This window comes from Xylanibacter brevis ATCC 19188, assembly GCF_000621725.1.
Taxonomy (GTDB): domain Bacteria; phylum Bacteroidota; class Bacteroidia; order Bacteroidales; family Bacteroidaceae; genus Prevotella; species Prevotella brevis.
Window position 1 is genome coordinate 166,002 of record NZ_JHXM01000003.1, and the last position, 25,125, is coordinate 191,126.

General features: G+C 49.8%; 18 protein-coding genes and 1 riboswitch. Of the genes, 2 read left to right on the forward strand and 16 right to left on the reverse strand.

Features of this window, described 5'->3' with window-relative positions:
- Positions 1-15 precede the first annotated feature (15 nt).
- The 8 genes from T433_RS0102615 to T433_RS0102650 form a co-directional block, all read right to left on the reverse strand.
- Positions 16-1,911, reverse strand: coding sequence for a hypothetical protein (locus T433_RS0102615; RefSeq protein WP_155808301.1), 1,896 nt, complete (start codon positions 1,909-1,911; stop codon positions 16-18).
- 208 nt (positions 1,912-2,119) lie between these two features.
- The gene (gene tyrS, locus T433_RS0102620; protein ID WP_027454742.1) at positions 2,120-3,421 is read right to left on the reverse strand and encodes a tyrosine--tRNA ligase; all 1,302 of its coding nucleotides are present in this window, start codon (positions 3,419-3,421) and stop codon (positions 2,120-2,122) included.
- 158 nt (positions 3,422-3,579) lie between these two features.
- On the reverse strand, positions 3,580-3,822 hold the full coding sequence (gene yidD, locus T433_RS0102625; RefSeq protein ID WP_027449260.1) for a membrane protein insertion efficiency factor YidD: 243 nt from the start codon (positions 3,820-3,822) through the stop codon (positions 3,580-3,582).
- Complete coding sequence (rnpA, locus tag T433_RS0102630; protein WP_027454743.1) at positions 3,815-4,213, reverse strand: ribonuclease P protein component; 399 nt, start codon at positions 4,211-4,213, stop codon at positions 3,815-3,817. Before rnpA ends, yidD begins: the two co-directional genes overlap by 8 nt.
- A gap of 21 nt (positions 4,214-4,234) precedes the next feature.
- On the reverse strand, positions 4,235-4,984 hold the full coding sequence (locus T433_RS0102635; RefSeq protein WP_027449262.1) for a uroporphyrinogen-III synthase: 750 nt from the start codon (positions 4,982-4,984) through the stop codon (positions 4,235-4,237).
- 21 nt (positions 4,985-5,005) lie between these two features.
- A complete protein-coding gene (locus T433_RS14420) occupies positions 5,006-5,788 on the reverse strand; it encodes a DUF4271 domain-containing protein (protein WP_052356955.1) in 783 nt (260 codons plus the stop codon).
- On the reverse strand, positions 5,785-7,041 hold the full coding sequence (metK, locus tag T433_RS0102645) for a methionine adenosyltransferase (RefSeq protein ID WP_027449263.1): 1,257 nt from the start codon (positions 7,039-7,041) through the stop codon (positions 5,785-5,787). Before metK ends, T433_RS14420 begins: the two co-directional genes overlap by 4 nt.
- 89 nt (positions 7,042-7,130) lie before the next feature.
- On the reverse strand, positions 7,131-9,578 hold the full coding sequence (locus T433_RS0102650; RefSeq protein ID WP_248616460.1) for a TonB-dependent receptor: 2,448 nt from the start codon (positions 9,576-9,578) through the stop codon (positions 7,131-7,133).
- Between the two features lie 848 nt (positions 9,579-10,426).
- Between T433_RS0102650 and T433_RS0102660 the strand changes: the two genes are divergently transcribed.
- Entirely contained in the window at positions 10,427-11,656 is a 1,230-nt protein-coding gene (locus tag T433_RS0102660; RefSeq protein ID WP_027454746.1) for an LL-diaminopimelate aminotransferase, read from the forward strand.
- Here the strand turns inward: T433_RS0102660 and pnuC are convergent.
- Together pnuC and T433_RS0102670 are read right to left on the reverse strand one after the other, a co-directional pair.
- Positions 11,637-12,266, reverse strand: coding sequence for a nicotinamide riboside transporter PnuC (pnuC, locus tag T433_RS0102665; RefSeq protein WP_345938755.1), 630 nt, complete (start codon positions 12,264-12,266; stop codon positions 11,637-11,639). The two genes, T433_RS0102660 and pnuC, sit on opposite strands and share 20 nt — an antisense overlap.
- Before the next feature lie 6 nt (positions 12,267-12,272).
- Positions 12,273-14,645 carry a TonB-dependent receptor gene (locus T433_RS0102670; RefSeq protein ID WP_027454748.1) on the reverse strand — a complete coding sequence of 791 codons (2,373 nt, stop codon included), beginning with the start codon at positions 14,643-14,645 and terminating at the stop codon, positions 12,273-12,275.
- A gap of 49 nt (positions 14,646-14,694) precedes the next feature.
- A riboswitch (TPP riboswitch) is annotated at positions 14,695-14,794 on the reverse strand.
- Between the two features lie 203 nt (positions 14,795-14,997).
- Between T433_RS0102670 and pyk the strand changes: the two genes are divergently transcribed.
- Positions 14,998-16,443: a pyruvate kinase gene (gene pyk, locus T433_RS0102675; protein WP_027454749.1), complete on the forward strand. Its 1,446-nt coding sequence runs from the start codon at positions 14,998-15,000 to the stop codon at positions 16,441-16,443.
- 467 nt (positions 16,444-16,910) lie between these two features.
- Here the strand turns inward: pyk and T433_RS0102680 are convergent, their stop codons facing one another.
- The 6 genes from T433_RS0102680 to T433_RS0102705 all read right to left on the reverse strand — a co-directional run bounded on the left by T433_RS0102680 (position 16,911) and on the right by T433_RS0102705 (position 25,117).
- Positions 16,911-17,192: a SemiSWEET family sugar transporter gene (locus T433_RS0102680; RefSeq protein WP_027449270.1), complete on the reverse strand. Its 282-nt coding sequence runs from the start codon at positions 17,190-17,192 to the stop codon at positions 16,911-16,913.
- A gap of 183 nt (positions 17,193-17,375) precedes the next feature.
- On the reverse strand, positions 17,376-19,382 hold the full coding sequence (locus tag T433_RS0102685; protein ID WP_027454750.1) for a hypothetical protein: 2,007 nt from the start codon (positions 19,380-19,382) through the stop codon (positions 17,376-17,378).
- A 22-nt stretch (positions 19,383-19,404) separates the two neighbouring features.
- Positions 19,405-21,438, reverse strand: coding sequence for a sialidase family protein (locus T433_RS0102690; protein WP_248616461.1), 2,034 nt, complete (start codon positions 21,436-21,438; stop codon positions 19,405-19,407).
- A gap of 3 nt (positions 21,439-21,441) precedes the next feature.
- Entirely contained in the window at positions 21,442-21,969 is a 528-nt protein-coding gene (locus T433_RS0102695; protein WP_027454752.1) for a T9SS type A sorting domain-containing protein, read from the reverse strand.
- A gap of 81 nt (positions 21,970-22,050) precedes the next feature.
- The gene (locus T433_RS0102700) at positions 22,051-23,952 is read right to left on the reverse strand and encodes an FG-GAP repeat domain-containing protein (RefSeq protein WP_044109091.1); all 1,902 of its coding nucleotides are present in this window, start codon (positions 23,950-23,952) and stop codon (positions 22,051-22,053) included.
- Positions 23,953-24,034: 82 nt separating this feature from the next.
- Entirely contained in the window at positions 24,035-25,117 is a 1,083-nt protein-coding gene (locus tag T433_RS0102705; RefSeq protein ID WP_248616462.1) for a family 43 glycosylhydrolase, read from the reverse strand.
- Positions 25,118-25,125: the final 8 nt, after the last annotated feature.

Consider the following 25,125-nt stretch of genomic DNA (forward strand, 5'->3'; position numbering starts at 1 on the left):
TCGATGTTTGAAGGGTTAATTTAAATCGAGAACGACACCACCAACCAGTTTGATAGAGATATCTTTCAACTGGATCTTGTGGTTTTCCTTATTCAGCGTGATACCTGGTGTGGGTTTAGCCACCAGCTTATAACGCAGGCCGTCTATCTCTTTCAACTTTGCATTCGTGTAAAGACCCTTAGCATCGGGCAACGGGTTGATTTCAATCTTCAGATCGGTGACACCCTCTACGAGATTGCCTGCGGCATCCTTAGAAGCACCAGCCAGTACGCCTGCCTTGGGATTGGCAACATCCTGCGGTGTGATGACCACCTGAACATCTTCGACCACAGAACCGTCCTTACGGATAGCCTCGGCCTCGACAATCATAGAGGCAGGGATGCCATTGATGGCCTTAGCGCCAAACTCCAGTTTGAACTTGCTCAGGTCCATATCGTCGGGCATATCCTCTTCCCAACCGTCGAACGTGTCGTCGTAAACAATCTGGGCTGCGTCACCGAATGCCAATGGAACGGTGACGTCATAGTTGATATCCTTCATGCTATAGGTGCCGAGAGCTACCGTATGCACGTTATCCTCATCGGCTTTTGCATCGATCTTCACATCAATGCGATAGGGCATCTTTGGCAAGAAGATCTTATTCAAGTCGGCAGTCTTCACATCAGTACAACCTTCTGGGATATCCTCGTTCAGCTTGGCAATACAGATCTTATTCAGCTGGTTATTGCCTGCCAGAATCTTAATACCGTCAACGACAATCTTACGCGACTGACCATGCTCATCCTTTGACTCGGTGCCATCTTGCTCCATTGGGATAATCGTAGCCTTGATGGTGCCAGGCAGAGGCAGTGAGGTCTTTGCATTAAAGACAATCTGTGGGTTATACAGATCAAGCTTCACCTCGTCTTTGGTCATGAAGTCAGGCAGGTCGTCCAGATCAATCTTACTTTCATCAACATTGATAGTAGGTGTGAACTTTCCCTTGACCTCCGACACAATCAAATCCTGGGTGGTTACAATGGTGTTAATTTCATAGTTTTTACCATCATCAACCGCAACATTCTGGACCTCCAAATCGCCAACGGTCACATCGATATAGACATCACCCTTCATGGAAACACGCGACTCGCCAGGCTTGCCAGTGGGCGCCAGAGTGATAGCGCCATATTTCGTTGTCTGACGATTGGCACTGAAATCAACACCAACAATCTGCAAGTTTAAATAGATATCGTTCATTGGCGACAGGTTCGAGAAGGTAATCCTGCCAGGATGATTGGTATCCAGCACACCACCATTTGGATTGTCTGTAGCAGCATTCTTGAAGGCTATATCAAGATAGGTTGGGAGCTGCACTTCGATCTTAGAGAAGCTCTTGATATAGCGCTTAACTTTCTTCGAGAAATTCAGCCTTACCTGTATGCCACCGTTCACGCTGGCATACTCCAACTTAGAAACATAGTCCTGAGCATCTGAAAGGTTACTGAAAGTACCGGCATGTTCATTAATCGATGGACCTGTATAAGTTGCCGACTGCCCTACACTGAGCGACTCAATAGAGGACGGCATATTGGGGATCTCGATATGATAAGAAGTAGGATCACTCTTAGACACCTTAATCTCACCGAGATCTACCGTTACATCGTCAATATCCGATCCTGTCTCATGATAGATATAGTCGCCATTAGCATCAGTACTTACACTACTTGACTCATCAAGATCCATAAAGTCATCAAGTGTAATATCCTTCACAGAGTTATTGGTCGGAAGCTGAAGGCCACTTCCACCAATACCAATTTTCTTGTCCAGATTGTCCAGGTCGTAGTCATTGTTCATACAACCTGACAATGCCAAACTGCCACCCATAGCCAATAGCCCTGAGAGTAGAAGTACGAAATTACCGTTGTTTCTCATCTTATTTATAATTATTGGTTTATATTATCATTAGTTAAAAGTTCTGCAAATATAGTCATTATTTCTTAGTTTCAAAACATTTTTTAAGAAAAATAGCGCTCAATACGTATATTTTGTTAATTTGAACGGTTTTGAATATCAAATACATACAAAAAGGGTGAGGCTTTGACAGAGCCTCACCCTTTGTTGATATGAAGAAATAAGAAAATTAGTCTTTAACTGTGATCAGGTAATAGTTCTTCTTACCCTTCTGAGCCAAGAGATATTTTCCATCGATCAAATCGTCGGCCGTGATAGCACGGTTCTGGTCGGTGAGTTTTTCCTTGTTCAGCGACACGCCACCGCCCTGCACCATCTTGCGCATCTCGCCCTTTGAGGGGAACACAGGTGCTGCTGTGGTCAGGATCTCAATGGCAGGCTGTCCGAGCTGAGCCTTTGAAATCTCGAATTTCTCTACGCCATCAAACACATCGAGGAACGTCTGCTCGTCGAGCTTCTCGAGGGCTTCCTTGGTTGACTTACCAAAGAGGATGTTTGAAGCCTCGATGGCCATATCCAGAGCCTCCTGTGAGTGAACCAGCACGGTAACCTCCTCGGCCAGGCGCTTCTGCAGCACTCGACGTCCGGGATCCTGCTTGTGCTCCTCTACGAGAGCGTCGATCACGTCTTTCTCCAGCGAAGTGAAGATCTTGATATAGCGCTCGGCATCCTCGTCGCTGACGTTCAACCAGAACTGGTAGAAGCGATAAGGTGTGGTGCGCTTGGGATCGAGCCAGATGTTGCCGCTCTCGGTCTTACCAAACTTCTTACCGTCGCTCTTGGTAATCAGCGGACAGGTCAGCGCGAAGGTCTCTACCTCGTTACCCAGTGTACGGCGGATCAGCTCGGTACCTGTGGTCATGTTACCCCACTGGTCGTTGCCGCCCAACTGCAGTTTCACCCCCTTGTGCTGATACAGATACAGGAAGTCGTAGCCCTGCAACAGCTGGTAGGTGAACTCGGTGAAGCTAAGACCGTCGCGAGCCGTACCGTTCAGGCGCTGCTGCACGCTCTCCTTAGCCATCATATAGTTCACGGTGATATGCTTACCCACCTCACGTGCAAAATCGAGGAAGGTGAAGTTCTTCATCCAGTCGTAGTTGTTCACCATCTCGGCAGCATTAGCTTCCTTACTGTCGAAATCCAGGAACTTAGCCACCTGAGCCTTGATGCACTCCTGGTTGTGACGCAGGGTCTCATCGTTCAGCAGGTTGCGCTCCTGACTCTTACCTGAAGGGTCGCCAATCATACCCGTAGCACCACCCACCAGGATGATGGGCTTATGGCCACAGCGCTGCAAGTGGCGCAGCATCATGATACCGCAGAGGTGACCAATATGCAGTGAATCGGCAGTAGGGTCGGTGCCCAGGTAGGCAGTCACCATCTCCTTCTGCAAGAGTTCCTCTGTGCCTGGCATAATCTGTGCCAGCATACCGCGCCAGCGCAGTTCTTCAACGAAGTTCTTTTTCATCGTATATGCTTAATTTTTCGTTATTTATCTCTGAGAGTGCAAAGGTACGAATAAGCGAGCGAAAAACCAAATTAATTTGAATTTTTCCGAGCGGGAGTACCTAAGAACGAAGTTCAAAGGTACGAATAAGCGAGCGACTTAGGAGGGAAAAGGATGTATCAAGGCACCGGATCATACCCAGAACCGCCCCACGGGTTGCAACGCAGGATGCGCCAAACGGCTAAAGCCAGACCCTTAAACGGGCCATGTTTAATGATTGCCTCTTTGGCATACTGCGAACAAGTGGGGGTAAAACGACAGGAAGGAGGTGTAAACGGACTGATACAGCGCTGATAGAAGATAATAGGCATCAGCAACAGCCACTTCAGCACGGTCAGTATCAACTTACGCACACTATTCATTCCCAATCTTCTTTGCGATGCGCATCAGGATATGCTTCACACGACTGTCCACCTCGGCAGAAGATATATGTTGGTTGGACATCCAAATGAATGCCACAGCAACCATCATCCCATCGCCTACTCTATCGGCCAACAGCTGTTTCTGCTTGCGGTAGGCTTCACGCACCTGACGCTTCACCCTGTTGCGATCCACCGCATGCTTGAAGTGCTTCTTAGAAACACTAATGAGCACCTCGACTGACACTTGCTCGTCAAGGTGCTCTTTAACTAAATAAACGGCTTTCAGCGGAAAGGCCACCACGGCATGACTGTGGTCGCCACCAAAGAGCTCATCCATCAGTTTTCGGCTGACGATTCGCTCTCGTTTCTGGAATATAGCCGAAGCCGTCACAATATATAATATTATATGCTTTTAATCTTCTTGCATGATCAGGAAATGCTGCAAGGCACTTGTCATGGAAGGATACTTCTCTGAAGGAGCAGACAAATCCAAGCGCAGACCAGCATCCTGCACCGCCTTGGCTGTGGCAGGACCAAATGTGGCGATAGCAATCTCGCCCTGGTCGAAGTTGGGGAAGTTTTTGGTCAGCGACTCAATACCTGCAGGGCTGAAGAACACCAGCATGTCGTAGTCGAAAGCCTCAACCTCCTCGGGGGTGAAGTCGTTGCTCACCGTCTTATACATCACGCACTCAGTGTGGTTCAGCTTCTTAGAGTCAAGCAGACGAGCCACAGAGTCGTTGTGTACATCACTCATAGGAACAAGATACTTCTCGGTCTTGTGCTTAACCATGGTTGGTATCAGGTCATCAATCTTACCAGTTGTACCAAAGAACACCTTGCGCTTGCGATACTGCACGTACTTTTGAATGTAGAGTGCTATGGTCTCTGTCACACAGAAGTACTTCATATCTTCGGGGATTGCAACACGCATTTCTTTTGCCAATGCAAAGAAGTGATCGATGGCATGGCGAGAGGTGAACACAATAGCAGTATAGTCGAGAATGCTGACCTTCTGTGTTCTGAATTCACGGGCGCTGATACCCTCTACTTTGATAAATGGGCGGAACACCAGCTCCACACCAAATCGTGATGCTATATCAAAGTAGGGTGATTTCTCACTCGTAGGCTTCGGTTGTGAAACCAAAATCTTCTTGATCATCTCTTGTCCTAATATTTTATTTTATAAAGTATCAACAATCTTCTCCATAAAACCTATCAAGGCCACGAATGGAGCGATTTCGAGGGCACAAAAATACAAAAAAGATTGCAAAAATAAGCCTTTTTGAACGAAAAAGATGCTTTTTACCTTATAAAATGCTATTATTTTAAGTAAAATGAGAACTAAAATGAAGAAAAAAGCCACTTTTTCTATGGATAAATCAAAATACACCAACAGCAGTATAACGGGGTGAGTTATAACGCCTTCCAGCACCCAAAGGAAGCGTTGTATTCTCATCCAATGTAAGTTCTCTTTACTCCTATAGAAGACAAAATTCACACCAGAATAGAGCAACCATTTGAACACAAAGTATAGGGCAAAACCACTAAAGGCTGCCAGCAAGAACAGCGTGCGGTTGTCGCTAAGAAAGGCAAGTCCCAACTTCCGTGTGGCCCAACAGAAGGAGAAGAAAGCCAGCATCAGACAGTTCACCGTGATAAGTGACACCTGAAAAAACTTCTCTTCACTGGTATCACCCATGGCATCCACCTCACGAGAGGTATAGAACAGCTCTCTCAGGCGATGACTGGCATAGCCGATGGTGCGTGCTATCGAGACCACATAGACCATGAAGCACACCAACAGCAACAGCGTGAAAAAGGTGCTATTAGTAATGGTGTCAGGGATAGGGTCGCCTGCAACACCTATTCCTGACACCACATTGATAGAGTCTCTCGAAACGAAGTTCGCGATATTCAACTGGTCGATGCCAGTTTGTGCCGCTACCTCCAGGGTATCATTCATAACGAGAACTCACGCTTGATATCATCTACACGGTCCAGTTTCTCCCATGTAAACAGTTCGATGTCCATCGTCTTTGTTTCGTGATAATGACTGGTGAAGGTCTTTGTCACCACCTCAGACTGACGTCCCATATGACCATAAGCCGCCGTCTCCAGATACATGGGCTGACGCAGTTTCAGACTGCGCTCAATAGCCTTTGGACGCAGGTCAAACAACTTCTCGATGCGCTTTGCAATCTCAGCATCACTCATGTTCACATGCGAGCGACCATAGGTGTTCACATAGATATTCATGGGCTGAGCCATACCGATGGCGTAGCTCACCTGCACCAGCATCTCGTCGGCCACACCAGCAGCCACCATGTTCTTGGCAATGTGACGGGCAGCATAGGCAGCCGAGCGGTCCACCTTCGAGGGATCTTTACCACTGAAGGCACCACCACCGTGTGCACCCTTACCACCGTAGGTATCTACAATGATCTTACGACCCGTGAGACCGGTGTCTCCGTGAGGACCACCAATCACAAACTTACCAGTGGGGTTCACGTAATACTTAATATCATCGCCAAAGAGGGCCAATACCTTCTCTGAGTGAATCTTCGCCATAACACGAGGCATCAGGATATTGATCACATCCTCTTTAATCTTAGCGAGCATAGGCTCGTCCTCATCAAACTCATCGTGCTGTGTAGAAACCACGATAGTGTCTATGCGCTCAGGAATACCGGCATCGCTATACTGCACCGTGACCTGACTCTTTGAGTCGGGACGCAGATAAGTCATCACCTTGCCCTCCTTACGAATCTCGGCCAGCGTGATCATAATCAGGTGGGCCAAGTCGAGCGACACAGGCATATAGCTCTCTGTCTCGTTGGTAGCATATCCGAACATCATACCCTGGTCGCCAGCGCCCTGATTCTCATCATCCTCGCGCTCCACACCACGGTTGATATCGGCACTCTGCTCGTGGATAGCAGTCAGAATACCGCACGAATTACCATCGAACTGATATTCTGCCTTCGTATAACCAATCTTCTTGATAGTTTTTCTTGCAATAGTTGGCAGGTCGATATACACATCACTGCGTACCTCGCCCATGATCACCACCTGACCTGTCGTCACGAAGGTCTCGATGGCACAATGCGCCTTTTCATCGTAGGCCAAAAACTGATCCAGCAGTGCGTCACTAATCTGGTCGGCCACTTTGTCAGGATGTCCTTCCGACACCGATTCTGAAGAAAAGAAATATGACATATTTAGTCCTTACTTATTTAATAATTAACGATTTCTGGGTGCAAAGTTACTACATTCTTTCCACACCACAAAGGAATGACACCTTATTTTTATTGTTCGTAACCGCCAAAGCTCTCGGTATCATCCTCACCGCCTTGCATCTCATCGCGTCCCTGACGTTTCTTTTGGTTCATATTGCCAAAGTTCCATGTCAGCTGCAGATTGATGCGCGGGTCGCGCCAGTTTTTCTGATGGCGCCAGAACGTGGGACCCTCGGTATAGTTCTCAAACTGACGGGTGTTGAACACGTCGCGCCAGTTCAGCGCCACAACAAAGGTCTTGTCGAGGAACGTCTTTCTCACGCCCAGGTCCAGACTGCCGTTGGCCTTGCGATAACCCTGTGTGATCACCGAACGCGAACGGTAGTTGCCCGTAGCCTGCAGCGAGATGCTGTAAGGCAGGATGACAGAAGCCAGCACGCGGGCATCCCAAGCAAAGTTCTCATCGCTGGCACCAGTCACGGTCTGTCCCTCTACCAATGTAGAGAAGCCATCCAGCTTATAGTAGTAAGCATTCAGCGTGGTGGTCAGGTCGAGAATGCGGAACAGCTTGTCCTTCAATATCAGTTCGGCACCTGCACTCTGACTCTTTGCCACGTTCAGGTTGGTCATAAACATCACTGGCTGATCATTGTAGACGCCCTGATAGCGCACGCGCTGCATCACATCGGTCGTCGGACGATAGTAGGTGCCCAGCGACAAAGTGTGAGCAGCCCACGTCTTCAGATAGTTCACCGAGAACGAGTTGGTGTACTCAGGTGTCAGCTCAGGGTTACCAAACTCAATCATCGAAGCATCACGTGTGTTCTTGAACGAGTTCAGCTGTCCGCCCCAAGGACGACGCAGACGACGTGTATAGTTTAACTGCAACTGTGACGTCTTCGTCAGTTCGTAGTTCAAGAACAGCGAGGGAAACAGCTGGAAATAGTCCTTCTTGAAAGGCTCTTCTGCACCATCGTAGTCACGGCTCTTGGTATCCACGCGCCAATACTCACCACGCAGTCCGGCCATGATGCCCATACGGCCCACCTTCAGGTTGCCGGTGGCATAGAGTGCATGCACATCCATGTCGTAGATGAAGCGGTTGTAGAAATAAGGCTCATCCTCATACTGCTGAGTCTTCTGGTTCCACATCTGCGACTCCTGCGGCGTGTTCTCATGCGAGAAACGACCATTGTAGCCAGCCTCCAGCTTCAAGGCCTCGGTCAACTGGTTCTCGTAGTCCACCTTGGCCTCCCAAGCCTGGTTGTTGATATTCATCGGACGGTATTGCAGGCTGTAGGTAGGCACTCTATCATCGAAGTAGGTCGTATCGTTGCGATAGGTATTCGAGCCATCGCTGGTCCACTTGTTGAACGACAGCGAAGCATCCAGCTTATGCGTACCTTGTTCGTTGAACTTATGCGTAAACGACAGTTCGCCGTTGTACATATGATGATCGCCATCGCCCGTTGTAGTGCGCAGCATCTGTCGGTCGTCGCCCGTCACCACGTTGCCATAGCGATAAGTCGTCTTATTATCGTTAGAGTGGTTACCACGCATCATCATGCCCGTCAGCGACAAGTCATCGTTTTCGGTCATGTGGAAGGTCAGGCCGCCACGCATAAAGAGGCCGCCACCACGGTTATTATCTTCACCGTCAATCATCTGATAGTCGCTACGGTTGCCGTTGGCATCCTTATAGTATTGTTCACTCTTACTGCCACCATCGCCCTTACGACGACGATAGCCCACGTTGGCAAACGCATCAAACCACTTCGACGAGTAGTTGATATTACCACCCAGGTTCCAACCGCCCTGCTGGTTCACACCCGTCTGCACCGACCCATAATAGCCCGCACGACGATCACGCTTCAAGATGATATTGATAATACCGGCTGTTCCCTCGGGCGAGAACTTCGCACTGGGGTTGTCGATAACCTCGATACGCTCGATGCTCTCGGCAGGAATCTGCTGCAGAATCTCAGCACGGTTGTCGCTGGTCAGTCCGCTGGCCTTACCGTTGATCCACACCTCCACACTCGAGTTGCCGCGCAGCGAGATCTGTCCATCGGTGGTCACCTCCACACTGGGGATATTCTCGAGCAGGTCTGTCACACTACCACCGGCAGCCGCCAGCACCTCATCGACCGTGAAGGTCTTACGATCCACCTCCAGTTTCATCTGCGAACGCTGGCCCGTGATCTGCACCTCCTTCAGCGTCTGGGCATCTACCGCCATAAACACGCGGTTGAAATGCGCCGTGCGCTTCTGGGGCGTTATCTGAAACGTCCTGTTGACAGGCTTATAGCCTACAAAAGACAGCTGCAAACTATATTCACCATCCTTCAGTCCACTTACTCCGAAATGGCCCTTTTCATCGGTCATTCCGCCACCCACCAACTTACCGTTGGCATCGGTCACTCGTACGTTGACAAACTGCAGCACCTCGTCGGTCTGCTTATCAGCCACTAATCCGCGCACCATACCCTGAGCACTCATGCCCATCGCGGATATCAAAAAGAAAAAAGTAAATAATAACCTAGTCATTAATGTATATAAAGTACATAATCGCTGCATACAATATCAATAAATAGCTACAGCCTTTCCAAATTTTTCCAAATACATAACATGCTATCACCAAAACAACCAACCAGAATATTAGTTCCACAGTGATGTTTGACGCCATAGAGTCCCAAAGACTGGTCGGCGTATCGTCCAAGCCTTCCAGACCATCCAGACCTTCCGGATAATCTTTCATCGACCTTGACACATCTCTCACCGACCTTGACACATCTCTCGCCGAACGAGAACGCATCTCCATCTCTTGGTCGTCATTGCCCTTTCGAGCCCATATACCCGTCCAACTCAACAAAGAGCAGAACAAGAAAAGCAATCGGGAAGGTATCCTATGTAACATTCCAGGACTCATCATCTAGTTTTGGTGCAAAGGTAACTATTATTCATTACACCAAGAAATCTTTTATAGAATTTTTGTATTTTTATCATCTTCATATCATCTTAGCCATATCACCTTGGCTTTTTACCCTTTATCCGTCCCCATAAAAGAACAATAATTCTCCACATATTTACAATTTGTTATATTTCACCCATATTATCCTTTCGGATTGTAAGAAGCGCGATAATCATTTATTACACTTTGTTACTTATTGTCATTTTTAAGATAAAAGAACACGTCGTTCATCCCATTCTTGTATAAAAAATGAGTAATTTTGCAGCCAAGAACCTCGGTTCTGCCCCACAAATCCCGTCGCAACACAACACAAATTAAATAAGATTGGTGCAAAGAAACGAGATATTATTCGTACCTTTGCACCATCATTGTTTATTATAGAGTCAGACCGCTTATGGCATTAGTCAATGAACATTTCCTGAAGCTGCCCAACAACTACCTCTTTGCAGATGTAGCAAAGAAGGTAAAGATCTTCCGCACTATGAATCCACGCGTCAACGTGATCACCCTAGGTATCGGTGATGTCACGCAGCCCCTTTGTCCTGCCGTGCGCCAAGCCATGCACCTCGCCGTCGACGAGATGGGCACAGAGGAAGGTTTTCGCGGCTATGGCCCCGAGCAAGGCTACGACTTCCTGCGCGATGCCATCCTGAAGCACGACTTCTTGGCACGTGGTATCCACTTGGATGCCGACGAGATTTTCGTCAACGATGGTGCCAAGAGCGACACGGGCAACATCCAGGAACTGGTGCGCTGGGACAACAGCATCAGTGTCACCGACCCCATCTATCCCGTCTATATCGATTCTAATGTGATGATTGGCCGCGCCGGCACCATTGAGGACGGCCGCTGGTCCAACGTTTTCTATATTCCCTGCACCGCAGACAACAACTTCATCCCTCAGATACCCAAGCAGCGCGTGGACATTATCTACCTCTGCTATCCCAACAATCCCACGGGTATCGCCCTCACCAAGCAGCAGTTGCGCCAGTGGGTGAACTACGCCCTGCACAACGATGCCCTTATTTTCTTTGACGCTGCCTACGAAGCCTACATCCAGGACGACGACGTACCCCACTCTATCTACGAGATCAAAGGAGCCCGCAAGTGCGCCATCGAGTTTCACAGTTACTCAAAGACAGCAGGTTTCACCGGCCTCCGCTGTGGTTATACTGTGGTGCCCCACGAGGTGACAGCCTCAACCCTCAACGGTGAGCGCATCCATCTGAACCAGTTGTGGTATCGCCGTCAGTGCACCAAGTTCAACGGCACCAGCTACATCACGCAGCGAGGTGCCGAGGCCACCTACTCGCCCGAAGGCAAGCAACAGGTCCGCGAGACCATCAATTACTATATGGAGAATGCGCGCCACATGAAAGACGTGCTCACCAAACTGGGTGTCGAGGTCTATGGCGGACAGAACGCGCCCTACCTTTGGATGAAGACACCCAACGGAGCCTCATCGTGGCGCTACTTCGAAGAGATGCTTTATGGAGCCCATGTGGTATGTACCCCGGGCGTAGGGTTTGGTCCTAGTGGCGAAGGCTATGTCCGTCTGACGGCGTTCAACAGCCACGAGCAGACCGAGATAGCCCTCGACAGACTCAGCAAGTGGTTGGGTTAGCAGCCCGTTTCTGCATCATACGACGCCATTTCAGATAGCCCAACACGGCTATCACCACACTGATGGCATAGTAGCTGCCCTTCACCGGGATGCCTTTATAGGCATAGAGTGCCACCTTGATGGCATCCACCACCACCCAGATGAACCATTGTTCGATGTATTTTCTCGACAATGCCCACAGGCCAATGATGCTCAGGGCATTGACAAAGCTATCGCTGATAGGCACGTTCGACGGTGTGCCGTACGTCAGCCACAGCCACACCATGGCCCAGACGGCCAGGAAAGCCGCCGTCACAGGCAGCAGCTTAGCGATAGGAAAATGGCCTATCTCCAAGTGTTTCTCCTTTCCTCCAGAGACTTTCGTCCCCTCTTTTTTTCCCCACTGCCACATGCAAAAGCCCCAGATGGCAGCCACAGCATAGTAGCCATCCATCACCGAGTCGGCATAGAGTCCGTTTTGCCAGTAGAGCACAATGTCCACCAGTGGCATCACGATGCCCACGAACCACAGCAAGATGCTGGCGCGATACTCGCACCAAAGATACACCAGCCCCAGTGCCATAGAGAAGCACTCGAGCTGGTGTGTCTGTATATAGTCAACAATCATCATCTTGTGTTAGAATCTCAGCGTCAGGTTGGCCATGGCCGTACCGGTGGTCATGGGGAAGAAGTAGAGCTGATAGTAGCGGTTGTCGTTGGGATGACTGCCGCTGGCTATGCAAGAATAGACATACGCCGCCGTAGCATAGTGAGCGTTAAACACGTTGTTGAACGTCAGTCCCAGTTCCACCTCCTTCAGCGGAGCCACCTTCTTCACCTTCGAGGTGTAGCTCAGGTAGAGGTTGCTGAAGGTGTAGGCAGGCAGCGAGCGGTCGCGACACTCGGTGTTGTCCAGATACTGGCGCGACACGTAGTTGGTGTGCCAAGTAGCCTTGAAGCCTTTATAATGGAAGTCCACAAAACCATTCAGCACCGCAGATGGCGAACAAGCCAGTGTTGAGTTGTCGTAGTGGAAGGTCTCCACGCCATGCCAGTCCACTTCTACCACCTCGTCGAAGTTCTTAATCTTGTTCTGACTCAGGGCTGCATTACCCTCGATGGTCAGCAGCGGACAGATGTCCCAGGCAGCAGTCAGCTCCACACCCATGCGATAAGAGTCCTTGATATTGGTGGTCAGCGCCTCGCCGATATCGCTCATGGCACCAGTTTTCACAAACTGGTCTTTATAGTCCATATAGTAGAAGTTAGCACCGGCACGGAAGTTGCGCGATGAGAAGTTATAGCCCGCCTCATAGTCTATCACCTGCTCGGCCTTGGGGAAAGGATAGTTGTAGTTGTCGGTGAAGTTGTTGCGCTCTGGCTCGCGATGACTCATGGCCACCGAAACGTAGGCATGGTGTGGACCATGGTTGTAGCTCACGCCAGCTTTGGGGTTGAAGAAATGATAGGTCTCGTCAACATCCAGTTGCTGAGCCACCAGTTTGCCGGCACCGTTGGTATAGAAAGCGTCGTTTGTGCCGTCCGTCTTATAGCCCACATAGCGATACTGTGCATCGACAAAGGCGCTCCAGTTGCTGGTCAGCTCATAAGCAGCCTTCAGATAGACGTTGGCATCGTTCTTCGTAGCTTCCGAGTAGTTCATGTCGTATCCCTCGCGACCAATGCGGGCGTCGTGCAGCTCTTTGTTCTCAGCATAGGTCAGGCGACTGTAGTGATCGCCTTTGAACTGCTGCAGAGAGAAGCCGCCAATGATATTCCAACGCAGGTCCTTATAGTTCACGTTACCCAGTGCACCGTAGGCATCCTGACTCATGCCTTTCTTGCGGATAAAAGTACTCGTTTTCACCTGGTTGCCCTGTGCATCGAAGAAAGGCTCCAGTCCGTACTTAGCCAGCTTCTTATTATACTTCAGGTCCTGATAGTAACCGTGACCATGGGTATAATGTGCTGTCAGCGTAGCAGCCCAGCGGTCAGACAACTGGAAGGCACCGCTCAGGATGTTGTGTCCCTGCCAGAAGTTATCGGTAGCACCGCTCCACAGCGTGCCGTCGTTCAACTGATAGCGCTCGGTGATGTAGCGGCCCTCGGCATCGCGGGCGAACTCACTGCCCAAGTTCACCATGTGTTCATACAGGTCGTTATAGCGTCCCAGCCCTGCCTTGTACAGGTCGGCATAGTCCTTAATACCCGTGTTGGCACCCCAGGTACCGTCCATCAGCGACAGATCGCCGTCGCCAGGCGTGATGCCGTTCCAGGCCTGTCCCGTCTTCTCAAAGTTACCAAAATGCTTATAACTGATCTGCAGTCGGTCGTTCAACCAGGTCAGGCCGCCATAGTAAGAACCCGAACGTCCAGCGGTGCCATGCACATAGCCGCCCGTTCCTGTGGTGTGATAGGCTCCGTCCACCACCAGGTGGTTGAACATCAGGCCTGTCGTAAAGGTTCCACCTATATTATATGTGTTATAACTTCCGAACGAACTGTTCAGCTCTGCCCCAGCCTTCATCGATGGCGCCTTCGACTGCAGCGCCACCGTTCCGCCAAAGGCGCCGTCGCCATTGGTCGAGGTGCCCACGCCACGCTGTATCTGTGCCGACTGCAGCATCGACGCATACGAGTTCATGTTTACCCAGAACACACACTGGTCCTCGGGCGAGTTGAGGGGCACACCGTCCAGCGTCACGTTGATACGCGAATCGCCCGCACCACGGATGGCCAACTTCGTCGTACCCGTGCCCATGCCGTTCTCACTCCAGGCCGTCACACCCGGCGTACGTGCAAACAGGAAAGGCAACTCACGTCCCGATGTAGAGAATGCGCTCAGCTCCTTCTGCTTCACATTAGCCACCGCATAGGGGGCGTTCTTCTGCGTGCGCACACCACTCACAACCACCTCGTGCAGTTGCTCCATTTTCAACGAATCAATAGGTTCGGCTACCATTGCATTCACGACTGTGAATGCTGTTAATCCCAAAAGAATCCTTTTCATCCCTTTTCTTTATGTTATTACTATCAAGTTACGGGGTGTGCGTGCTTGCGCTGGCTGACAATTCCATCCCTACGTCGGTATGACCCGCATCAGGTTTAGAGGGTATCATCTCAGCCGGCCAACAGACTCCGGCACCCCTTGAATTTTGGCGCAAAGTTACAACTAATAATTGTAAACGCAAAACTATTGACGACAAACTTTTTGTGCATTCGATTGCCTTCACAAGGATGTTTCCAGTTTTTTGTTCAAAAACGGCTTGAAATATATCAAATAATTACCTGTCACTCACCGTTATTTCAGAAATCTTTTGTACCTTTGCAGTCGAATTCAGGTACAATGGTAAAAAGATTATATGAAGCAGACTAAAATTGTAGCATCCATCAGCGACAGACGTTGCGACACAGAGTTCATTCGCTCGCTTTTTAATGCAGGTATGAACGTGGTTCGCATGAACACTGCGCACGCTCCAGAAGAGGGCATCCGTCAGATTGTAAAGAACGTGCGCGAGGTGAGTCATCACATCGGCATCATGATTGACACCAAGGGTCCCGAGGTACGCACCACCGCTTGTGCAGAGCCCATCCAGTATAAGACGGGCGACGTGGTGAAGATCTTTGGCCGCCCAGAGATGGAGACCACCCACGACATCGTGAACGTCACCTATAAGAACTTCGCTGCCGATGTGCATGAAGGCTGCCATATACTCTTCGACGATGGTGCACTCGATATGCAGGTCATTGGCATCAGTGGTCCGCAAATCGTGGCTCAGGTGAAGAACGACGGTGTGCTGGGCTCACGCAAGAGCGTCAACGTGCCTGGCATTCACATCGACCTGCCTGCCCTCACCGAGAAAGACCGCAAGAACATCATGCTGGCCATTGAGCTCGACATCGACTTCATTGCCCACTCATTTGTTCGCTCAGCTGCCGACGTACGTGCCGTACAGGCCATCCTCGATGCCTACAATTCCGACATCAAGATTATCTCAAAGATTGAGAATCAGGAGGGTGTGGACAACATCGACGAGATTATCGAGGCTTCCTATGGCATCATGATTGCCCGTGGCGACCTGGGTATCGAAGTACCCATCGAGCGCATCCCCGGCATTCAGCGCCGCATCATCCGCAAGTGTGTGCAGGCCAAGAAGCCCGTTATCGTGGCCACCCAGATGCTTCACTCCATGATTCAGAATCCTCGACCCACCCGTGCCGAGGTGACCGATATTGCCAACGCCATCTACTACCGCACCGATGCGCTGATGCTCTCGGGCGAGACCGCCAGCGGTAAGTACCCCATCGAGGCCGTTACCACCATGGCACAGATTGCCGAACAGGCCGAGCGCGACAAGTTGCGCGAGAACGACATCGAGATTCCCCTGTCTTCCGACTGCGACATCCGCGAGTTCATGTCGCACAGCGCTATCGAAGCCACCGAGAAGCTGGGTGTTAAAGGCATCATCACCGACTGTACCACAGGTCTTACCGCCCGTTCGCTGGCAGCCTTCCGTGGTCCCAACCCCGTGCTGGCCATCTGCTACCATGAAAAGGTGCAGCGCCTACTGAACCTCAGCTATGGCGTCATTCCTGTCTATCAGAAGGAGCACATCGACAGCGAAGAGCTCTTCCTGGCTGCCGTACGCATGCTGCGCCAGAAGGGTTACCTGGAGGACGACGACAAGATTGCCTATCTGAGTGGTAATGTGGGCGAGTGCGGTGGCACCAAGTTCCTGGAGATTAACACCGTGAGGGAGCTGTTCACCAACAAATACAGATTCCACCTGCCTAAGAAAGACAAATAGTTATTGGTAAATCTCATTATAAAATCCCGGAAGCACATCGCATGGCTTTCGGGATTTTTTTTAATACACAAAAACAATAAAAAAGAAAACTCACAACACCACAGGCTGTCTTCCTCACTCCTTATTTTTAAGTAATAGCGGGGGTTGACGCGCTGGGCAGCGGGGTTCCTATGCCAAAGTGCCACTATTCCAAGCGATTAGTGGCACTTTGACTTGCTGATAGTGACACTTTAGTGCGTTAAAAGTGGCACTCTGGCAACTTTCGACTTAAGTCGTGAGATCTTTCGACTTAAGTCGTGAGATCTGTTGACTTAAGTCGTGAGATCTGTTGACTGGAGTCGTGAGATCTGTTGACTGGAGTCGTGAGATCTGTTGACTTAAGTCGTGAACTAGCAAACTGGCGCTTTTAGATGACCGAAACGCCACTATTTAGTGGGAAAACAGCCTAGGTCAGTCTCCAATACATGCTATTTGAAATAGTCGTTATACATTTTGATGGCAAACACGATGAGACTACATGTGCTCGTCACCAGATTGGTGAGAAACAGCGACCAGATGATGTCGGGCTCGTGAAGCAGTCCCTGCAACATGAAAGCAATGCCGCCAATACCCATCATCAGAAAGGTGGGCAGTGCAATGCCATCGGTATTGCGGGTACGAATCGTGGTGATGGCCTGAGGCAGATAGCCCAGAACCATACAAATAGTGGCTATATATCCACATATCTCTACAAAAGATCCTTGTTCCATAGTCGTCAATATAAAGTTAATAGTTCTGGTTGCAAAAATAAATAAAAATTCCGATAAACCTCACAATTCACCGGATTATTTATCTCGAAGCACCGCTATAACAAGACGAAAGCATAACTATGATAATACAAAGAGAGGATGCGCAAGGGCGCATCCTCTCTGCAATGATATGACGTGGTTCACTTAGAACTTCTTCGTGGTCAGGAACGACGAGGTGCGGGTGGGACTATACATCTCCCACAGCGATGCAACGGTCCAGCCGGGGGCAAAGATATCGTTATAAAAACCCTTACCATTGCGACCGTAGTCCCAGTTGGTGTGCTGAACAACCTCGGGGTTGAAGCCCGGTACGCCAATGCCGCAGAGGCGCTCGGGTGTGGGCAACAGCTGATTGAGCGATGAGTAGATAAGGTTGTAGGCCTGTGTGAAGCGCTGTTCGCGCAACTCCTCGCCCAGCCACTTCACGATGTGGGGCAACTCGAAGACAAACACGTCGATGTGGTTGTTCTCTACAGAGACGTTACTCCAGCCACGGCTCTTGAAGCCCAGGTCGCCCAGCATCTGTCCTTTAGCGAAGGGTACGTCCCAGAGGTAGTACCATGACAGGGCGAAGTAGGTGGCCTTCTGACAGAGGTCGATGTAGTGCTGACGCTCCTGCTTCTTGGTGACCATAGCCATGTAGTAGGTGGCGGTGACGGCGCTGATGGCAGCCTCCTTGTCCTCGCAGTTAGCATCGAGGGTAGAAGAGAAATAGTCGCTCTTAGAGATGATGTTCTTCTCCAAGTAGTCGATGGTGCGCTTAGCTGCAGCCAGGTAGCGCTTGTCGCCAAAGAACTTATAGCCCATGACCAGTGTTGAGGTGGCACTGGGGGTAGAACCGCCCGAGGCGTCAACATCGCTGTGGTCGTCGCGATACTTGCGGGGGAAGCTACCGTCGGCCTTCTGCAACTGCAACATCTGGTTGAGCAGGGTGCGCATCTTCACCTCCCAGTCCTTATGCTGGCGACCCTGTTTCTTCTCGTAAGCCAGATAGTGAAGCACGGCATAGACAGCCTCTGACTGCTGACGGATGCTGTGGATGCAATCCTTGTCGGCAGGAATGCCACGAGCAATGTGGAAGTCCTCCTTGAAATAGCCACGAGCGGTGAAACCATGCTCCAGCCAGCTATTGAAGATCTCCTGTCCCATGCGTACGAACTCGGCATTACCCTTCTGTTCGCCATACTCCAAGGCATTGAAGCCGTTGAGCAACACGCGACCGCAGAAGCCCAGCTGCACATGATCCACGGGGATACAGTCGTCGCAGCGCAGGCCGTGGCCTGAGTGATACTTCAGGGCATACTTGTCAACATAGCCCTTGGCAAAATAGTTAGACAGCTGTGCTTTCATCTCGTCAGCGGTGTAGAGCGGCTGAATGGGCTGAGGGTTGATCTCGTCCATGCAGAAGTTCCAGGTATCAGCCACGAACTGTCCGTAGTCCTTAGCCTGGCCACGGGTGATGACCCAGGTAACGCTCTGCTTTGCGCCTTTCTCCAAACTGGCAAAAGCCTGAATGGGAGCTGTCAGCGTCAGCTTGCGGATGTAGCGCTTAGGCGTCTCCATATAAGGATAGCCGAAGGTCAGGCTGGCTTTGCCTGTGGCATTGTCGAAGCCCAGATAGCCCAGCGAAGTCTTGCCGCTGACGATGACCTCACCCTCCTGATGGGTGGTGAGTGCCTCGACGGGGGCATCCAGCTGGCGCAGCACAGTCAGGGTGCTGCCACTCTTAGCATCGAACACACCGGTGAGGGGCGACGACAGACGGTCTTCGCGCACGTTCCAGCTCTTTGAGGTGTGGAACGATGGTGCCTCCTTAGGCGAACGAAGGTTCTTGTGATACCAGAAACCGGGCAGGTAGAAGTCGCAATCGTCGGTAGCAAACTCCGTGGGGAGCATCGCACCGAAGTTGAAGTACACCTGATCCTTGGCCTGGAAAGTGATGGTAAGCAACTGGCTTTCGCCTTCCTGCTTCACATTTTTTGTAATGGTCAAGGGCAGATCTTTGGCTGCCTTCAGCTGTCCCTGTTGCTCAGAGAGATGATAGGTGACAGCATTGTTGCCTGGTTTTTTAACACTAATGTAGAAACGCTGTGCTGCGCCCTGCATGGCAAAAGCAGCAGCTAACGAGAGTAAAGCAAATCTGTAGTTCATAAATCAGTTAATTATATAATCATTATTGAATTGCAACGATCTTGCCTTCGAGCAGCTCCACCGTGTTCTTGGTACAGGTAGAGCCATTGTAATAGCTGTGAGAGTAGAGCAACCAGATGGTGTCGCTATCCTTCTGGAACAGCGAACCATAATAGGCACCCTCACCACGTGGCAGCGACGAGAAAGGAATGGTGGTGTACTTGAAGTTGTGACCGGTATTGTCGCCCACACAAACCTTCAGACGGTTGGTCTGCCACACATCGCCATTCTGATCCAGGTGTCCCATCACAACCACCTCGCCGGTTTCCAACTGCAAGGCATAGGGGGCACATCCGCCACGGATGGGCTCTGCCACCCAACGACGATCGTCGAGCTGCTCGTCCCAGTCGGCACTATCCCACTCGCCGTCGAGCGGACGCCAAGAGATAGATGGGTTGTTGCCACTGCCAATGCTCTCGTAGCTAAACAGGATACCCTTGTTGCCCTGCAGCATCACCTGCACAGGCATACCATCGCGCTTGCCGGGGTTATAGCTGGCACGCTTTTGTGCGGTCCATGTCTCGCCATTGTCGGTAGAGCGCGACACCACGATTTCCTGATTGAGATTGCCGCCAGTGCCCCACCATTGTTTCTCGCTTGACACGAGCAGTTCCAGTTCGCCGCCGGGCAACTGCACAATCTGTGGTTCCCACACACGACCACGCAGCACCGTGATGGGGTCGCCCCAGGTTTCGCCGCCGTCTTTTGAGATCATGACCAGCACCTGACAGTTGTCGTTGGTCTCGGGATTGGCATTCGATGACCACGTCATCAGGATCCAGCCGTTCTGCAGCTTCACCATGTCGGCATTCGTGAAGCGAAACCAACCGTGAGACAGCCATGTCTTGGTCTTGTCGAGAATCTTCTCGGGGGCAGTCCATGTCTTACCATTGTCGTAAGAGTGATGGATATAGATGTCGTGCCAGTGGTCCACGCTGCCAGTACCATCGCCACCATGATAGGTCAGGATGAGCGTGTCTTTGCTGACGCGCAGCATGCGGGGATACTCGGCCTGAATGTCTGAGGGGTTCAGCTGGATAGCCGTCTTACGGTCGTTCCACGAAATGCGGTGGGCGGCTGGCTTGACCGTCTGGTCAACCTCGTAGGTGCTATAGTCGGTCAGGGTGCGAACTGTCTTCTCAATGACCTGCTCGTCGCCATCCACATCGGCAGTGACACGCAAGTAATAGGTGGTGCCAGGCTGCAAATTTCTCAAGAGAATTGACTTATACTTATGCGCATCTGCATTGGCCGTTAATATAGTAGCCGTCTTCATATCGTTTTTATCCGTGCCGTACTCAAACTTCATCGTCGGCTTGGCACCCACATAACCAGAGAGCATGAAAGTTGGCTGAAGCATGTTCTTCATGATGACCCAATCCTCACTGTTCCACTCCAGTCCTGGGAGTGTCGTCACCAGCTTGCCTGGACCATAAACGAACGAGCCGTCCGCGGTCTTGATATAAAAACGGATGCTATAAGTTTTGTTGGGCAACAAGCCTGGACAAGTAGCCTCAAACGATTCACCAGGCAACTGTGTGCCTACAGCCACGTGCTGCATGCTGCGATAGTTGCGGTTCACACCACTATAATTATAGCAGAAGCCATATTCGGCTACGGCCGATGGATCGATTGTCAGGTTGTTCACCTCAAAGGTTGCCTCATGACTCAATTTCTGTGTAAGGCTCACACTGAAGGTGAACACCTTGATGATGTGGGTCTCGGTAAGCGGTTCGCAAGCCTCATCGCCACTGACCACCACACGCAGATAGGTGTCGGCCGAAGGTGTCACCACGTACTCACGACTGGTAGCGCCACTGATGTTGGTCCACGTCTTTCCCTGATCGGCAGACTGCTGCCACTGGATGGTGCCATAGTTGTCGGTGTTCCATGCCAGACTAAGTGTAGTCTTCACGCCACTACGTGCATAACTGGTGATGGTGCGCTGAGCCTGAATGCCCATGCTTACGAGCAGGGCAAGAAGAGATATGAGGAGGGATTTATTTGTCTTCATCATGAGTTACTTTTTAACAGTGATTTTCTGGACAGACTCGGTGCCATCGGCATAGATACGACAAAGCACATAAGTGCCATTCTGGAGTCCATCGGTATATGTTGTGATTGAACGAGTATTCTTAACCAGACGGCCCTTCAAGTCGAAGAGCTTGATTTGTTGTACATCCTGAATATCGGTGGCAGCTATGCCTGCTGGGTCGGTAGCAGTGAACATCACGCTGACCTGACAGCCATGACCATCGGTCACCTTTAGATAATAGTTACCCCAATGATTAATCTCGTAAGTCTTCTGGTTGCCCACCTGCTGTCCGGCAGCATTGGTCCAGAGATAAGTGTAGGAGCCGTCGCCACCTTCCACGCTGACGTCGCTACCCACGGTGATGGCACCTTGCGAGACATCTACAGTGACCGTCTCGGCAACGGCTTTCAGCGGTGGATATTGATCTACTTTTACGGGGATGACAGTCTGTGCCGCTGCTGAAGCTGCGCCCAGCACCATCATCATCATGACTGACAGCAATAGTTTCTTCATATTAGTTCGGTTTATATTGTTTTGTAGAAAAAGAGTTAAAGTGGGAGACGCTCTCCCACCCTAACTCTTATTTGAAAATAATTACTTCATGACTTTGCGAACCTCGCCATTAGACATCTTCACGATGTTGAGACCCTTCTGGGCAGCAGCCACACGCTTACCGTCGATGGTAAAGATGTTGGCAACAGCTGCCTTCTGGTTCATATTGCTGATACCATCCGCCTGCTTGGCAACAGTGAATGTGCCAGTAGCAAAGGTAGAACCCTGCAGGTCGGCAGCAACGGTCTGAACACCCCATGTATATTCGCCAGCAGGGATATTGTTCAGGGTCAGCTTGGTGTTCATGAAGGCATTACCCTCGCGGAGCACCTTGCGCACACCGTCCTTGTCGCCGCCAATGAATGAGGTAGCACCATTGTAGATCTTACCGTTAGCGTCCTTGATGAAGTACTCATAGGTAACGTTCTTCTGAGCAGTAGCAGCAGGAGTCCATGACAGTGTTACAGTATTGTCGTTAACCTCTGCCTGGGGAGCTGTAGGAGCAGCAGGACGTGCAGCCTTTTCCCAAGGATTCTTGGTGAAGACAGCGGTACGTCCCATGGGGAATTCTGGATTTGGATTGGCCTCTGTTGCCTTAGTGAAGTAAGTAGCATCAGCATGATAACCCGTCATCATATAGTTCAAAGAACCCTCATTGCCATAGTCAAGGAATAGAACTGCTTGCTCAGATGCGCCAGGAATACGCTGGTAAGAGGTGAAACCATTCTCGCCACCAGGAAGGAACCAGCCAGCTTGCGTGCATTCAGTATTGTCAGGCATCGGATCACACCAACCCATCCAAAACAGATCATAATAGCCATTACCGTTATAGTCGATTGCACGCATACCTACATTAGTAGAGCTCAAAATCTTTGTATTAGTTCGGCGCAATGGCATCTGCATGTATTCACTATAGGATAGCTCATTACCATCAGTGGTCTGCTTAATCTTTCCATACATCATCATAGGAATGTAATCCCATTCATTATGGAATCCAAGACCTGACGCACTGGTAGGATCTTCACCAGTAACAAAAACATCAGGTGTACCATCATTATTGAAGTCTGCAACAAGAATATTACCATTACCGTAGTTATGTGTGATGTCTGTTAGCCCCATATCATAGAAAGACACGACATCTGCAGGATCTGTATCCACACCAAGATTCAAATAAGCAATAAAGGTACGATCAAAAGGTCGTCCTTGATTATCCACATTACCTTGAAGAAGGAAATCTGCATAACCATCATTATTCAAATCATAAGCTTTGATAGTGGAAAGAGCAAACTCATAAATCATATCACCATTACCTATCAAATCCGTAGCACGTGCAGTAAAGGTTCCATCTCCATTATTAATAAGAACGCCACAATTGGGCTGACGGACACCACCAACACCACTCCAACCGATAGTTACAATATCGGGCAGACCATCAAGATTAAAGTCAGCAACATCGACAGAACGAGGATACCATCCAATAACCTCACCATCGGTATTCTTTACGGCAAAATTAGGATCTGCAGTAAATTTACCATTTCCATCATTCAGATAGACAGAAAAGAAATCATAGCCTTCTCCTCCAATCGTAACATCAATATTTCCGTCACCATTGAAATCTGCAGGAACTATCTGTCCACGCATACCAACAGGGCTGATAAATTCCTTTTTCTCATACGCACTTCCATTCCAAGAAATAATCCATGCTTGATTTTGCGTTTCTATCTCATTTTGGTCAGCATCAAGAACAATCATGCCTGGTGCTTCGCCACGTGTCCATCCGCCAACAATGACTTCTTTCAAACCGTCATTATTGAGATCAATCTCACATCCACTGGCATAGTCAATACTGATGTCTTTGTCCACGCTGGCAACAGAAATCTGCTTTTGTGCATTCACGCTCAGTGCCAAACCGGCAGCAGCCATTAATGTAAATAATTTCTTCATAATGTTTTGTTGTTTAAGTTAGTATTTGAGATTGGGAGTGCAGACGCTCACGCCTGCGCTCCGTCTCTCGTGATTATTATTGTTATTCGTAACGTGGGGAAGTCCATCCCTTTTGTGCTTTTACACTGCTTTTGAACCAGCCGTCATCGCCTAATTCAATAGGAGTAATAAGCATTGGTTTGCGCGCAAATCCACTCTTCATCTGAGCAGTTCCCGCCTCTGTAGCATTATAAGCCACATAGACGTGAGTCTGATCTGAATTCATGAAAGCACGCATAGGATTCTCTGGATTAATCATAACATCACCACCTTCAATAAGCAATTCTCCATTGCTGGTTGTAGCGACATCATTGCCACTCTTATCAAGATATGGCCCAGTGAAGCTACCAGCACGAGCATAACGGATTTCCGTATTAGCACCATTCTTCACTGTGAACATCAAATAAAGTTCGCTTGAGCTCTTTCTGAAGATTGCCACATCGTCCATATTAGCATTACCAATGAGCGTACGGGTTCCAGAAAGCGCTGCACTGGCAGCATCAGCCTTAGCTCCTTTCAAGGTAATCTTCTGAATATAGGTACCATTCTCAGTTGTGTAGCACAGGTAATAGTTTGTAGCAGCTACAATAAAGAATGGATTCTTAATTGTGGTTGCCCCTGCATCAGCAGCTGTCAGCAGCACGCCTTTATCTGTATATGGTCCCTGTCCAGAAGTTGAGAAAGCATAACCAATACCATCACCACCTTCCAACGTGTAGAACATCCAGAAACAAATCTTTATCGTCTTTGCATAGTCGATAGACAGTGAGTTCACACGACTGTCGTTCCACGATGGAATGGCTGTTTTCTCGAAAGCATCGTTGGCCACGGTCCAGTTCATCAAGTTGGTAGTGGTCAAGGTGGGACAATAGTTTGTGAGGCCCTTGGCCCACTGAGTGGTGCTTGAGATGGCAACAAACGTGCTAGCACCCTTAACCACTGTTCCTGCCTCGACCGATGGTTCGATGACTGGGTTGTGGAAGCTGGTGTTGTCGGGGTTCTGACTACCGTTCCAAATCACGGAGTCCACACCATCGCCTCCCATGTCGGTGCAACTGGTCATGCCGGCAGGAACAAGAGCGCCCATGCAGGCAACAGCAGCTATATATTTAATGATATTCTTCATAATTGTTC